Here is a 13,138-nt window from a genome sequence, read left to right on the forward strand (position 1 = left end):
CTATTGGAAGGATCGGGACTGTGAGCGAAAAGGGTCGTCTGTTTACCAGTGAGTCGGTGACCGAGGGGCACCCCGACAAGATCTGTGACGCGATCAGCGACTCGGTCCTCGACGCGCTCCTCGCGGAGGACCCCCGCTCACGTGTGGCGGTCGAGACGCTCGTGACCACCGGGCAGGTGCATGTGGTGGGCGAGGTGACGACGTTGGCCAAGGAGGCGTTCGCCGACATCACCAACACGGTCCGCGCCCGCATCCTCGACATCGGCTACGACTCGTCGGACAAGGGCTTCGACGGGGCGTCGTGCGGCGTGAACATCGGCATCGGCGCGCAGTCGCCTGACATCGCCATGGGCGTCGACACCGCCCACGAGGCGCGCGTGGAGGGCGCGGCGGACCCGCTGGACGCGCAGGGCGCGGGTGACCAGGGCCTGATGTTCGGTTACGCGATCAACGACACCCCGGAACTGATGCCGCTTCCCATCGCGCTGGCGCACCGCCTGTCGCGGCGGCTGACCGAGGTTCGCAAGAAGGGCGTGCTGCCCTACCTGCGTCCCGACGGCAAGACCCAGGTCACCATCGCCTACGAGGACGACGTCCCGGTCCGGCTGGACACCGTGGTCATCTCCACCCAGCACGCCGACGGGATCGACCTGGAGAACACGCTGGACCCCGACATCCGCACGCACGTGCTGAAGACCGTGCTCGACGAGCTGGCCCACGAAACTCTGGACTCGTCGTCGACCCGGGTGCTGGTCAACCCGACCGGCAAGTTCGTGCTCGGCGGCCCCATGGGCGACGCGGGCCTGACCGGCCGCAAGATCATCGTCGACACCTACGGCGGCTGGGCCCGGCACGGCGGCGGCGCCTTCTCCGGCAAGGATCCGTCCAAGGTGGACCGGTCGGCGGCCTACGCGATGCGCTGGGTGGCAAAGAACATCGTCGCCGCCGGGCTGGCGGAGCGGGTCGAGGTGCAGGTGGCTTACGCCATCGGCAAGGCCGCCCCGGTCGGGCTGTTCATCGAGACGTTCGGCACCGCGACCGTCGACCCGGTCAAGATCGAGAAGATCGTGCCCGAGGTTTTCGACCTGCGGCCCGGTGCGATCATCCGCGACCTGGACCTGCTGCGCCCGATCTACGCGCAGACCGCCGCCTACGGCCACTTCGGCCGCACCGACATCGAGCTGCCGTGGGAGCAGCTCAACATGGTCGACGAGCTCAAGCGCGCGATCTAACGCCCGTCAGCTTTGGATGCTCGATGGCAGCGGGTGATCGTCGTTGAGCGCGGGCAGGCCGTCGATGCTGTGCCGGTTGCGAGCGACGAGGCGAGTGAATCGGTCTTCGGACGCCTTGTCGTGATGCGCTTCGAGCACCGGCCGTTCGCCGACCAGCTCGTAGTACGGCACCGCGAACCCGCACGCGTCGGCGATCCGCTCGAGGCCGATCACGATGACGGCACGGATGCCCGCACGCTGAGCCCCGAAATGCGTTAGCAGCCCGGTGAATTCGGCGTCGTCCGGGCAAACGACCCGCCCGGTGCCAAACAGCCGCAAAATCCGCGAGTTGCGCGTGAACGAGCAGAACATGATGGTGATCCGGCCGTTGTCACGCAGGTGGGCGATCGTTTCGACACCGCTGCCGAACAGGTCGAGATAGGCGACGGTGTGATCGTCCAGCACCGCGAAGGTGTCACGATAACCCTTGGGGGAGAGGTTGATTCGGCCCCCTCCGGAGGGGGCGGTGGCAACGAAGAACATGGCCTGATCTCCGATGAAGTCTCGGAGCGACTGGTCGATACTCGAAAACTCTTTTGCCACGTCTGAAAGCGTAGCCTCGCCGAGGGACGGTTACCGTTGCGGCTTGAGTGCGGCCAACCGGTTGTCGTGCCTATAGAAGTCGGCTACCCGCGGGTCCATGGTCCGGCGCCACAACGGCGGGACCAACGCCAGCAGCAGCATGGCGCTGTAGCCGCACGGGAGTTGGGGAGCCCCGTCGACGTGGCGCAGCACCTGGTAGGGCCGAAGCGGGTTGGCGTGGTGGTCGGAATGCCGTTGCAGGTGAAAAAGAAGGATATTGGTGAGTAGCGTGCTGCTGTTCCAGCTGTGCGCCGGCCGCACCCGTTCGTAGCGGCCGCTGGGCAGCCGCTGCCGCCGGAGCCCGTAATGCTCCATGTAATTGACCGTTTCGAGCAGGCAGAAGCCGATGATCGCCTGCCCGGCCAGCCACGGCAGTACGACCGCGCCAAACCATACCGAAAGCACGGTGAACAACGCGACGCTCAGCAGCCACGCGTTGAGCACGTCGTTATCTAGCGACCAGCGAGATTTGCCCGTCTTCGCCAACCGGCTGGCTTCCAGATTCCAGGCCGAGCGCACGCCGCCGATCACCGAACGCGGAATGAAGGCGTAGAGGCTCTCGCCCAGCCGCGCGGTCGCCGGGTCCTCTGCGGTGGCCACCCGCACGTGGTGTCCCCGGTTGTGCTCGACGAAGAAATGCCCGTAGCAGGTTTGGGCCAGCGCCACCTTGCTCAGGCATCGCTCGGTGCGTTCTCGGGAGTGTCCCAATTCGTGCGCGGCGTTGATGGCGAGGCCGCCGATGAGGCCGACCGTCGCCATCAGCCCGACTTTGTCGGCGCGAGTCATTGTGAGCCAGCCACCGCCACTCCACAGCCAGCAGGCGAACAGCAGCGAGAGGTACTGATTGGGCAGGTACAGGTAGGTGGCCCTGCGGTAGAACGGGTCGCTCTCCAGCCACGCCAGCACGCTGTCGGACGGATTCTCAGCGTCGGGACCGAGCATGTGGTCGACAACGGGGATGACGCCGAACGCCAGGAGCGGACCGGCCCACCAGAGCGCGCCGAACCCGGTGGCCTGTACGCCGAGCCACGCCGCGAAGACGAAAGCCGGGACGCCTGCTGCCAGTAGCCAGAGATACCTCCTGGGTTCCTTCCAGCCGACCGCCGGGGCCTGCGCCGGACAGGTCGTGACGCGCGCGGGCGGCAACGATGGCAAAGGAACCCACAGCCATTCTGAAAGTCTCATTTTCAGCTGCGCGTCCCGCATAGATAAAATTAGCAGGTATCACATACTTCTAGTATGGTTATGCCTAAGTTAGATGAGTCAGAATTTTCCATGGCAGCTCCCCTCCCTACTGCATGTCATGTGTGGGAAAGGGTATGGGCCCTCAAGCGGAGATCGAGAGATTTGACCATATATCGAGTAGTGAGTGCGCCCAGTTCGAGTAGCGGTGCAACATAAGATGCCGTGGAAGGTCATCAAACGGGCGGCGTGTCCGTCGCCGTGCGACTGAACCCAAGTCACCAAGTGAGGCGTTTATGGCCTTCTCGCGGAGGAGTTTTCTGGGTGGCGTCGCCGGGGTTGCCGCAGGCGCCCTAGGTGCCGGCATCATCGAACTGGACAGTCGCCGCGATCAAGCTGACCTACGACCGCACTACCGGGCCATCGTGATCGGTAGCGGGTATGGCGGCGGGGTGACGGCGCTGCGGCTGGGCCAAGCAGGCATTCAGACCCTGATTCTGGAGAAGGGCAGGCGGTGGGATGCCCCCGACAGCGACGGCAAACGCTTCTCCCGCATGCTGCCCGCCGACAACCGCGCCGGCTGGTTCACGTCCGTCCCGCCGAGCCTGGTGCCGTCGTATCGAGGCGTGTCGATGGCAGAGGCGGCCAAGCATGCGCCGTCGCCGCAGCCGGTCCAGGCCGGGATCTGCGAGAAGGTCGTCCATGGCGCGCATGCGGTGTTTCGTGGAACGGCCGTCGGGGGAGGATCGATGGTCAACGCCGCGATCGCGGCGATTCCCACCCCGGCTCAGGTTCGCGCCGCCTTCCCGGACATCGACCCCGCGGCATTCCTGGGCACGTACATCGAACGTGCCAAGACCATGCTGCGGATCAGCTACCGCGACATGGACTGGTTCGAGCGCACCCCCTGGTTCCAATACGCCAGGGTGGGCCGGCAGTACGCGGACGCGGCCGGCTACCGCGTCGACTACAACGGCAGCGCCTATTCGTTCGACTACATGAAACAGGAAGAGGCCGAACAGGTTCCACGTTCGGCGCTGAATTTCGAGCAGCAGTACGGGAACAACTACGGCAGGGTCGGCAGCATTGACCAGACATACATCGCGGCCGCGCTGGCCACGGGCAAGGTCACCCTCAAGCCGCTGACCGAGGTTACCGGTATCCGGCGCGAGCGTTCCGGCGAATTCGTGGTCTCGATCCGCGAGATCGACCGGTTCGGCAGGGAGGTCACCCGCGCCGAAGTCGGCTGTGACGAGCTGCATCTGACCGCCGGGGTGCTCGGTACCAACGAACTCCTGCTGCGCGCCCGCGATACGGGGACGTTGCCGAACCTGAGCGACGAGATCGGCCGCGGATACGGAAACAACGGAGACATCATGGTCGCTCACATGCTGGGGGCCGGCGATCCCGCGGGCACGCAGCAATCCCTGATGGGAATGATCAACCTCGACGGCCGGGACGATCCGGACAACCCCGTATACGCCAGCATGTTCTCGCTTCCCCTTCCGGTGGAGACGTTCGCGTTGGGCTACTACGTGATGGTGCGCACCGGGGACCGTGCCGACATCACCTACAACCGCGCCAAGGACTCGATCATCATCGACTGGCCGGGCGGTCATACCGACCACTTGCGCGAGAAGGCGAAGCTGGTGTTGGACAAGGTGACCCACGCCAACGGCGTCGACTATCGCGACGACCTCTTCGAAGGAAATGCCTTCGCGCCCCACACCGTTCATCCGATGGGCGGCGTCGTGAGGGGCAGGGCCACCGACGGCTACGGCAGGGTGAAAGGGTACGACAAGCTTTACGTCAACGACGCGTCACTGCTCCCCGGTTACCTGGGCTGCAACCCCTTCATGTCCATCACCGCGCTCGCGGAACGCAACATCGAAGGAATCCTGCAGGGACGCAGGTGACTTACCCGCTGAATCGGTAGTCGTCGAGATGGAACCGCCGACTGCGCCAGTAGGCCTCCAGCGTGGTGGTCGGGCGAAGCGGCACGTCGCCGTTCTTGTCAAAATAGTAGCTGTTGGCCAGCCGGCAACTGTCCTGCCAGAAGACCTGCCGGTGCCGCTTGCGCATCATCTCGGCGAAGTACCTCGTGTTGGCCTCCTCGGTCACCTCCACGCGGGTTGCGCCGTCGCGCCGGGCCCGTTTCAGGCAGCGAACGATGTGGTGGGTTTGGGTCTCGATGAGCGCGAAATACGAAGAGCCGACGTAGCCGTAGGGGCCCATCACGCTGAACATGTTCGGGAAGCCGGGAACGCTGACGCCCTCGTAGGCCTGTAGCCGGTGCTCGTCCCAGAACTTGCTGAGCATCGTGCCGCCGCTGCCGGTGATCGCAAAGGTCGGCAAGCTGTCGGTGTCCATCACCTTGAATCCCGTTGCCAGCAGCAGCACATCAATCTCGTGGCTCTCGCCGTCGGTGGTTGCGACCGCCGAGGGCGTGATCTTGTCGATCGGCTCGGTGACCAGCCGCACGTTGTCGCGGTTGTACGTGGCCAGGTAGCCGTTGTGGAAGCCGGGTCGTTTGCAACCGACCGCATACCGCGGCGTGAGTTGCTCGCGCACTCTCGGGTCCTCGACCTGTTGCCGCAGATAGGCGAGTCCGGCCGACTCCATCCTCTTGGCGAGCGGGAACACCGTGAAGTACTGCGCCGCGACCGGGAAGGTCAGCTCGACGAAGGCCTGGCTGATCAGGCGCTGGACGAGCTTGCCGCCGGGGATCCGCATCGCCCAGCGGGCAGGCGCCGGCAGCGGGACGTCGAGCTTGGGGAAGCACCAGATCGGGGTGCGCTGAAACACGGTGAGGTGGGAGACGATCGGCGCGATCTCGGGGATGACCTGCACCGCCGAGGCGCCGGTGCCGATGATTGCGACGCGCTTGCCGGTGAGGTCCTGCCGGTGATCCCAGCGCGCGGTGTGCATGGTGGTGCCGGCGAAGGAGTCCACGCCGTCGATGTCGGGCAGCTTCGGCACGGTCAGCACGCCGCTGGCGCTGACCAGGAACCGGGCCGTCAGTCCCCCGCAAGCGGGAGGTGCCCCCACCCCACCGGGATCGGTCTGCACCCGCCACAGGTGGTTTTCGTCGTCGAACTCGGCGGCCAGCACCTTGGTGTTGAACCGGATCCGCGACCGGATGCCGTATTTGTCGACGCAGTGTTCGGCATACGCCTTGAGCTCGCGGCCCGGCGCGTAGGTGCGCGACCAGCGCGGGCTCTGCTCGAACGAGTACTGATAGGAAAACGACGGAATGTCCACGGCGATACCGGGATAGGTGTTCCAGTGCCAGGTGCCCCCAACCCCGTCGCCGGCCTCGATCACGAGGTAGTTGGACAGGCCCGCCCTGTCCAGATTGATCGCGGCGCCGATGCCGGAGAATCCGGCGCCGACGATCAGGGTCTCGTACTCGGGGGTGATGCTCATGCGCGCCTGCTTCCGATCACGTGCACCCCGCGCTTGGGCCGCAGGGTCAGCGTTGCCTCGAGTTCTATCGCGTCGCCGGGCGCGAGGTCAAAGGTGAAGCGCTGACTCATGATTGCCGCCATCAGCACCATCTCCATTAAGGCAAAGCTCTGCCCGATGCAGATGCGGCGACCGCCGCCGAATGGCAGGTATGCCGAGCGCGGCCGGCCTTTGTCCGGTGGGCGGAACCGGTTGGGGTCGAAGGCTTCCGGGTCGGGCCACCAGCGCGGGTCGTGGTGAATGTGGTGGATCGGGATGAGGACCGTGGTGCCGCGGCGGATGTGGTGTCCGCCGATGACGTCGTCGTCGATGGCCCGCCGCGCGATGGTCCACACCGCAGAGAAGTAACGCTGCGACTCCTGCAGGCAGGCGGTGGTCCAGCCCAGCCTGCCCAGATCGTCGGCGGTGGGGCGGCGCCCGTCCAGCACGTCGTCGATCTCGGCGAGCATCCGGTCGCGGGCGTCGGTGTGCTGTGCCATCAGGTACCAGAACCAGGACATGGCATTCGCGGTGGTTTCGTGACCGGCGAGCATGAACGTCAGGGCCTCGTCGCGTACCCGCTGGCGGGGCCATCGTCCGCCGTCGGCGCGAAGCAACACGTTGAGCAGGTCGGCGGAGTCGGTCGGCTGCAGCATCCGGTGATCGATCACCGCGTTGACCGCACGGTCGAGGGTCAGCGTGATGTCCTGCATGTCGCGCAAGGGCGGCGGCAGTCGGACGCCGGAGAACGCCAGCCAGTGCAGCGCGTCGTAGACCGGAGGCGGCATGAGGCCCCACAGACCGAGTCGCTGCAGCCGCTCGGCATGCCGCAGCCCGCGTGTCGCCAGGTCGTTCATGCTTTCGACCAACGGCCCGAAGTCCTGGCTGAACAGCGAATTGGCGACCACGCGCAGCGTCGCCTCGACCATCGTCTGGTGGATGTCGAATCGCGCACCTGTTGGCAGCGCGTCGGTGACGGCCGTGATCGGGTCGATCATCAGGTCGACGCTCCCGTTCAGGTGGCGCCTGGCGAAGGTCGGGTTCAGCGTGCCGCGGTGCGCGGCCCAGGAATCGCCCTCGTCGGTGAGCAGGTTGATGCCCGCGGTGGCCCGGATGGGCTCGTATTCATATGACTTGACGTATTTCAGCCGGGCTTCGTGCAGCACGTGATCGACGTACTCGGGGTGGCTGACCGACACGAAACGCCTACCGGCGCAGCGGAACCGGACGATATCGCTGCCGGATATCCGGCTCATGAATCCGTCGCCCACATCGAATCCGACGGTGAGGGCCTCGCGCGTCATCGTCCAGAAGCTCAGGCGTCTGGCGGGTCCGGTCAGAGGCCGTTCAGCGGTGAGAGTCGCCATGACTCAACTGTATGGATGACGCCGCGAGCCGGTAATGAGATTATGGGACATGGAGTTGGGAGTTCAGGACAGTCCATGAGCCATCCACCATCGGCGTTGAGTCATCCGGTGCATGCCACCCGGGTGTTGTGCCAGGTGGCCAACGAGCGCGGGGTGCGGACGAATGAGCTGCTGGCGGGCACCGCGATCGACCCGGATGATCTCAACAACCCGGACGCTATGGTCAGCGCGTCCGACGAGATCATGGTGGTGCGCCGGCTGCTGGTCCGGCTTCCGGGCCACAGCGGCATCGGTGTGGATGTGGGCAGCCGGTCCACGCTCACCCACTTGGGGTTGTTCGGCTTCGCCGTGATGTCATGTGGCACCCTTCGGGAATTGTTTTCCATCGCGATGCGCTATTTCGCACTAACCACGATGCACATCCGCCTCGCCTTGTTCGAAACTGCCAAGGACTGCGTCATCGAGCTCGACGCCGGCCACCTGCCCGCCGATGTGCGAGGCTTCTTCATCGAACGCGACATCGCCGGAATCATCGCGACTACAACGGCTTTCGCGCTACCCGTGGCGGAGAAGTATGCCGACGAGGTGACCGCGGAATTGGCGGTCGACGAGGAACTGCTGCGGCCGCTGCTCGAGCTGGTGCCGGTGCACGACGTCAGGTTCGGGCGGGCGCACAACCGGCTGCATTTCCCGCGCGCCATGTTCGACGAGCCGCTGCCGCAGGCCGACCCCCACACCCTGGAAATGTGCATGGCGCAGTGCGACGTGCTGATGCAGAGCAGCGAGAGCCGCCGGGGCATCACCGCGCTGGTGCGCAGCAAGCTGTTCCGCGATTCCGGTGTGTTCCCAACGCTTCCCGACGTCGCCGACGAACTCGACATCCATCCGCGAACGCTGCGCCGGCGGCTCGCCGAGGAGGACACCTCGTTTCGGGCCTTGCTGAACGAGGCGCGCTCCACCGTGGCCGTGGACCTGTTGCGCAACGTCGGGCTCACCGTGGAGGAGGTTTCCACGCGGCTGGGTTACACGGAGGTCTCGACGTTCTCGCACGCCTTCAAACGCTGGTACGGCCTTGCGCCCAGCGCGTATTCACGCCGGGACTAGCGCTTTTGGGGCTAAGAGCCGTGCAAGCCCAAGAGCGTTCCCGTTTCCGCCGTGCCCACCGGCCCCGCCGTCGTCCCACCACCCGACGGAGCCACCGGCGATGGCAGTGCGGCTAGCAGTGCAGCGCCTTGTACAGCGCCACCAGCCCGCGGTTGGTGGCCTCGGCCGCGGCCGGTATGACCAGGGAGAAGCTGGCGTACCCGTGCACCATGTTCAGCTCGTTGCTCAGTTCCGCGGGCACACCCGCGGCGTTGAGCAGCTCGGCGTAGCGGGAGCCGTCGTCGCGCAGGGGATCGTGTTCGGCGGTCCCGATGAAGGCGGGCGGCAGACCGGAGAGGTCGTCCGCGTTGGCCGGGGCCAGCGTGGTGGGCAGGGCCTTCGGATCGGTGATGTCGAGGTCGGGCAGGTACCAGGACAGGAAGGCTTCAATGACGTCGCGGTCCAGGATGGGCGCGTAGGCGTTCTCGGTGTGCGACGGCAATGACAGGTCGGCGGTGACCGTCGGGTACCACAGCAACTGGAACTTGAGCGCGGGACCGCCATTATCGGCATTGTCGCGGGCGAGCTGCGCCATCACCGCGGCGAGGTTGCCGCCCGCCGAATCCCCGGCCACGGCAATGCGATCCGGATCACCGCCCAGCTCGGCGGCGTTCTCGGCGACCCATTGCAACGCGGCCCAGCAGTCGTTCACCCCGGCGGGGAAGGGGTGCTCGGGGGCGAGCCGGTAGTCGACTGACACCACGATGGCCTCGGCGCCGACGGCGTGGGCGCGGGCGACGGGGTCGTGGGTCTCCAGGTCGCCGAGCGAGAACCCGCCGCCGTGGTAGAAGACGACTACGGGCAAGGCCTCGGTGTCGCCGGCCGGCCAGTAGATCCGGACGGGAATGTCGGTCAGTTCTCCGTAACCGATCGTCCGCTCCTCGGTCCGCACGTCCGGAAGCAGTTCCGGGGGCACCTTGAGCTGACGGAGCCTCGATCGCGCGACCTCGACACCGTCGGCGGCGTCGAAGGTCATCGGGAACGCGTCGAGCAACCCCTTCAACGTCGGATCGATGCCCGGTCGGGCGACGGTCGGCTCAATCATGCGTTCACCGTACGCTTCCGACCCGTTAATGCAGGGCATTCCGCAACGCCGCGAGCCCCTTATCCTGCGCGGCGGTGGCCGCGGGCACCACACCGGCGTAGCCCAGGTAGCCGTGCACCATAGTCTCCGCGTTGTGCACCTCGACCGGGACGCCGGCGGCGGCCAACAGCTCGCCGTAACGGATGCCGTCGTCGCGCAGCGGATCGTGACCGGCGACGCCGATGTAGGCCGGCGGCAGGCCGGCCAGGTTCTTTGCCCGCCCCGGCGCCATGCCCGACGGCGGGTCGGACAGGTCGATTTCGCCTGCGTACCAACGCGAGAACGCGGCGATGGCCTTGGCGTCCAGGATCGGCGCGGTGGCGTTTTCGGTGAAGGACGGCAGCGACGCGTCCCACAGCGTGGAGGGATACCACAACAGCTGGAACGCGATCGGCGGCCCGTCACTGTCGCGGGCGCGCTGCGCCGTGGCCGCGGCGATGGTGCCGCCGGCCGAATCCCCGGCGACCGCGATCCGCGTGGTGTCGGCGCCGAGCTCGGTGCCGCGCTCGGCCACCCACAACGTTGCGGCCCAAGCGTCTTCGACTGCGGCCGGGTAGGGGTGCTCGGGCGCCAGGCGGTACTCAACGGACACCACGATGGCGTCGGCCCCCACCGCATGCTGGCGCGCCGTACCGTCGTGGGTATCGAGATCGCCCACGACGAAGCCGCCGCCGTGGAAGAACAGCACCACGGGCGCGCGCCGTCCCGGATCGGCTGAGGGCCAATAGATCCGGATGCCGATCGGGCCGCCGGGGCCGGCAATGGCCCGGTCCTCGACCCGCAGCTCGGGATGCATCGGACGGCGCGGCAGGTCGCGGAGCCGTTGGCGCGCCGCGGCGACACCTTCGTCGGTTAATAGCCGGAACGGAACCGCATCCAGTACCTTCAGCAGGATGGGGTCGATACCAGGGTTTTCAGGGTTTTCCGTGGCGGTTTCCAAGCTGGGCATGGAAGTACCGTACGCACCTCGCCTGGTGTCCGGCGGCTGGGTGGTAGCCGGGTGGGCGGGCATCTCCTACGGGGTCTATCTGACCGTGCTCGCGTTGCGCTCGCCGCCGGGAACGGCTTTGACGGGGCACTGGTTGCTGCAGCCGCCGTTCAAGGCGTCGATGGCGTTGCTGCTGACCGTCGCCGCGGTGGCGCACCCCATCGTCCGCGAGCGGCGGTGGCTGATGCCCGCGCTCCTGTTGTCGGCCGTCGGCGACTGGATGCTGGCCATCCCGTGGTGGACGGTGTCGTTCGGGTTGGGGCTGGCGGCATTCCTGTTGGCACACTTGTGTTTCCTGGGTGCGCTGGTCCCGCTGGCCCGGACATCCCGGGTGCGCCTGGCCGCGGTCGCCTTCATGTGCCTCGTGTCCATGTCGTTGCTGGCGTGGTTCTGGCCGCACCTGGGCCGCGACAAGCTGACGATTCCGGTGACGCTCTACATGGTCGTGCTGACCGCGATGGTCTGCATGGCGTTCCTGGCCAACCTGCCGACGATCTGGACCGCGGTGGGGGCGGTGTGTTTTGCGGCGTCGGACACGATGATCGCCATCGACCGGTTCATCCTGTACAACGACGCGCTGGCGGTCCCGATCTGGTGGTTGTACGCCGCGGCCCAGATCCTGATCACGGCCGGGTTCTTCTTCGGTCGAGAGGAACCGGATTACGAGACGGACTACGAGTACGAGCCCGAATACGAGCGCGAGCCCGACGAAGGCTAGTTGTCGGTCCCTTTGGCGAGCAAGGTAACTCGGGGCTCGAGGGCGCGGTGACCGGTAAGGGGCGCACTCCCGTCGAGGTGGAACCGGTCGCCCGAGTGCTGCCCATGCTGTCGGTGCCGCACCTGGACCGCGAGTTCGATTACCTGGTGTCGGCCGAGCAGTCAGACGACGCCCAGCCGGGGGTCCGGGTGCGGGTGCGGTTCCATGGCCGGCTGGTCGACGGGTTTCTGCTGGAGCGCCGCAACGACACCGATCACACCGGCAAGCTGGGCTGGCTGGACCGCGTCGTGTCGGCCGAACCGGTGCTCACGGCGGAAATCCGGCGATTGGTCGACGCGGTGGCCGCGCGCTATGCCGGGACCCGGCCCGACGTGTTGCGGCTGGCGGTGCCGGCCCGGCACGCCAGGGTCGAGCGGGAGCCCGCGGCGACGCTCCCTTCGCCGGCCCGATCGATTCCCGCGGCCGTCGACCCGTCAGCGTGGGACGTCTACGGCCGAGGCGGGCAGTTCCTGGACGCGCTGGCCGAGTCTCGCGCCGCGCGGGCCGTCTGGCAGGCGCTGCCCGGCGAGCCGTGGGCGGACCGCTTCGCCGAGGCCGCGGCCCAGACCATCCGGACGGGACGGGCGGTGCTGGCGATCGTGCCCGACCAGCGCGACCTGGACACGCTGTGGGCGGCCGCGACGACCCGGATCGACGAGGAGTGCGTGGTGGCGCTGTCGGCGGGCCTGGGCCCGGCCGCACGCTACCGGCGTTGGCTCGCCGCGCTGCGGGGCACCGCGCGCCTGGTGATCGGCACCCGCAGTGCGGTATTCGCGCCGCTGGGCGACCTGGGCCTGGTCATGGTGTGGGCCGACGCCGACGACAGCCTGGCCGAGCCGCGGGCGCCGTACCCGCACGCGCGGGAGGTGGCGATGCTGCGCGCGCATCAGTCCCGCTGCGCCGCCCTGATCGGCGGCTACGCGCGGACCGCCGAGGCGCACGCGTTGGTGCGCAGCGGATGGGCCCACGACATCGTCGCCGCGCGGCCGGTGGTGCGGGCCCGCACCCCGCGGGTGATCGCCCTCGACGACACGGGCTACGCCGACGAACGCGACCCGGCGGCGCGCACCGCGCGCATTCCGTCCATCGCGCTGCGGGCGGCCCGCTCGTCGCTCGAGGCCGGGGCGCCGGTGCTCGTGCAGGTGCCGAGGCGCGGGTACGTCCCGTCGCTGGCGTGTGGGCGCTGCCGCGCCATCGCCCGGTGCCGGCAGTGCACCGGTCCGCTGTCGCTGCAGGAGCGCGGGCCCGGCGCCCTATGCCGGTGGTGCGGCCGCGCCGAACCCACGCTGCGGTGCGCGCGGTGCGGATCGGATGCGGTGC

10 protein-coding genes and 1 pseudogene are annotated in these 13,138 nt (G+C 67.4%); 5 read left to right on the top strand and 6 right to left on the bottom strand.

Features of this window, described 5'->3' with window-relative positions:
* The first annotated feature begins 20 nt into the window (after nucleotides 1-20).
* Nucleotides 21-1,232, top strand: a complete 1,212-nt coding sequence (gene metK / locus JWP83_RS23365) for a methionine adenosyltransferase (RefSeq protein ID WP_297735502.1) — start codon at nucleotides 21-23, stop codon at nucleotides 1,230-1,232.
* A gap of 6 nt (nucleotides 1,233-1,238) precedes the next feature.
* Here metK and JWP83_RS23370 read toward each other — a convergent pair whose 3' ends face one another.
* Nucleotides 1,239-1,814 carry a pyridoxamine 5'-phosphate oxidase family protein gene (locus tag JWP83_RS23370; RefSeq protein WP_297735505.1) on the bottom strand — a complete coding sequence of 192 codons (576 nt, stop codon included), beginning with the start codon at nucleotides 1,812-1,814 and terminating at the stop codon, nucleotides 1,239-1,241.
* A gap of 30 nt (nucleotides 1,815-1,844) precedes the next feature.
* Nucleotides 1,845-3,038, bottom strand: a complete 1,194-nt coding sequence (locus JWP83_RS23375; RefSeq protein WP_297735508.1) for an alkane 1-monooxygenase — start codon at nucleotides 3,036-3,038, stop codon at nucleotides 1,845-1,847.
* A 293-nt stretch (nucleotides 3,039-3,331) separates the two neighbouring features.
* Between JWP83_RS23375 and JWP83_RS23380 the strand changes: the two genes are divergently transcribed.
* Nucleotides 3,332-4,951 carry a GMC oxidoreductase gene (locus tag JWP83_RS23380; RefSeq protein ID WP_297735510.1) on the top strand — a complete coding sequence of 540 codons (1,620 nt, stop codon included), beginning with the start codon at nucleotides 3,332-3,334 and terminating at the stop codon, nucleotides 4,949-4,951.
* A 1-nt stretch (nucleotide 4,952) separates the two neighbouring features.
* On the opposite strand, the gene JWP83_RS23385 is transcribed toward JWP83_RS23380, so the two are convergent.
* Both JWP83_RS23385 and JWP83_RS23390 read right to left on the bottom strand, forming a co-directional pair.
* Nucleotides 4,953-6,455 carry an NAD(P)/FAD-dependent oxidoreductase gene (locus tag JWP83_RS23385; protein ID WP_297735542.1) on the bottom strand — a complete coding sequence of 501 codons (1,503 nt, stop codon included), beginning with the start codon at nucleotides 6,453-6,455 and terminating at the stop codon, nucleotides 4,953-4,955.
* Nucleotides 6,456-6,457: 2 nt separating this feature from the next.
* Nucleotides 6,458-7,846 (bottom strand): cytochrome P450, encoded by a 1,389-nt coding sequence (locus JWP83_RS23390; protein ID WP_297735513.1) that lies wholly within the window; start codon nucleotides 7,844-7,846, stop codon nucleotides 6,458-6,460.
* Between the two features lie 75 nt (nucleotides 7,847-7,921).
* Here JWP83_RS23390 and JWP83_RS23395 point away from each other — a divergent pair, with 75 nt between their 5' ends.
* The gene (locus tag JWP83_RS23395; protein WP_297735516.1) at nucleotides 7,922-8,950 is read left to right on the top strand and encodes an AraC family transcriptional regulator; all 1,029 of its coding nucleotides are present in this window, start codon (nucleotides 7,922-7,924) and stop codon (nucleotides 8,948-8,950) included.
* 112 nt (nucleotides 8,951-9,062) lie between these two features.
* Here JWP83_RS23395 and JWP83_RS23400 read toward each other — a convergent pair whose 3' ends face one another.
* Both JWP83_RS23400 and JWP83_RS23405 read right to left on the bottom strand, forming a co-directional pair.
* A complete protein-coding gene (locus tag JWP83_RS23400; protein ID WP_297735519.1) occupies nucleotides 9,063-10,034 on the bottom strand; it encodes an alpha/beta hydrolase in 972 nt (323 codons plus the stop codon).
* A gap of 25 nt (nucleotides 10,035-10,059) precedes the next feature.
* On the bottom strand, nucleotides 10,060-11,022 hold the full coding sequence (locus JWP83_RS23405; protein ID WP_297735522.1) for an alpha/beta hydrolase: 963 nt from the start codon (nucleotides 11,020-11,022) through the stop codon (nucleotides 10,060-10,062).
* Between JWP83_RS23405 and JWP83_RS23410 the strand changes: the two genes are divergently transcribed.
* A complete protein-coding gene (locus JWP83_RS23410) occupies nucleotides 11,021-11,779 on the top strand; it encodes a lysoplasmalogenase (RefSeq protein ID WP_297735525.1) in 759 nt (252 codons plus the stop codon). The genes JWP83_RS23405 and JWP83_RS23410 overlap by 2 nt on opposite strands.
* A 104-nt stretch (nucleotides 11,780-11,883) precedes the next feature.
* Nucleotides 11,884-13,138: pseudogene (locus tag JWP83_RS23415) on the top strand (primosome assembly protein PriA); the annotation flags it as partial.

This window comes from Mycobacterium sp., assembly GCF_025965855.1.
Taxonomy (GTDB): Bacteria; Actinomycetota; Actinomycetes; order Mycobacteriales; family Mycobacteriaceae; genus Mycobacterium.

Bases quoted from the DNA above. Each gene is read 5' to 3' on its own strand.
- JWP83_RS23380 (WP_297735510.1), top strand. From the start codon at position 3,332: ATGGCCTTCTCGCGGAGGAGTTTTCTGGGTGGCGTCGCCGGGGTTGCC.
- JWP83_RS23410 (WP_297735525.1), top strand. From the start codon at position 11,021: ATGGAAGTACCGTACGCACCTCGCCTGGTGTCCGGCGGCTGGGTGGTA.
- JWP83_RS23395 (WP_297735516.1), top strand. From the start codon at position 7,922: ATGAGCCATCCACCATCGGCGTTGAGTCATCCGGTGCATGCCACCCGG.
- JWP83_RS23405 (WP_297735522.1), bottom strand. From the start codon at position 11,022: ATGCCCAGCTTGGAAACCGCCACGGAAAACCCTGAAAACCCTGGTATC.
- JWP83_RS23375 (WP_297735508.1), bottom strand. From the start codon at position 3,038: ATGAGACTTTCAGAATGGCTGTGGGTTCCTTTGCCATCGTTGCCGCCC.
- JWP83_RS23400 (WP_297735519.1), bottom strand. From the start codon at position 10,034: ATGATTGAGCCGACCGTCGCCCGACCGGGCATCGATCCGACGTTGAAG.
- JWP83_RS23390 (WP_297735513.1), bottom strand. From the start codon at position 7,846: ATGGCGACTCTCACCGCTGAACGGCCTCTGACCGGACCCGCCAGACGC.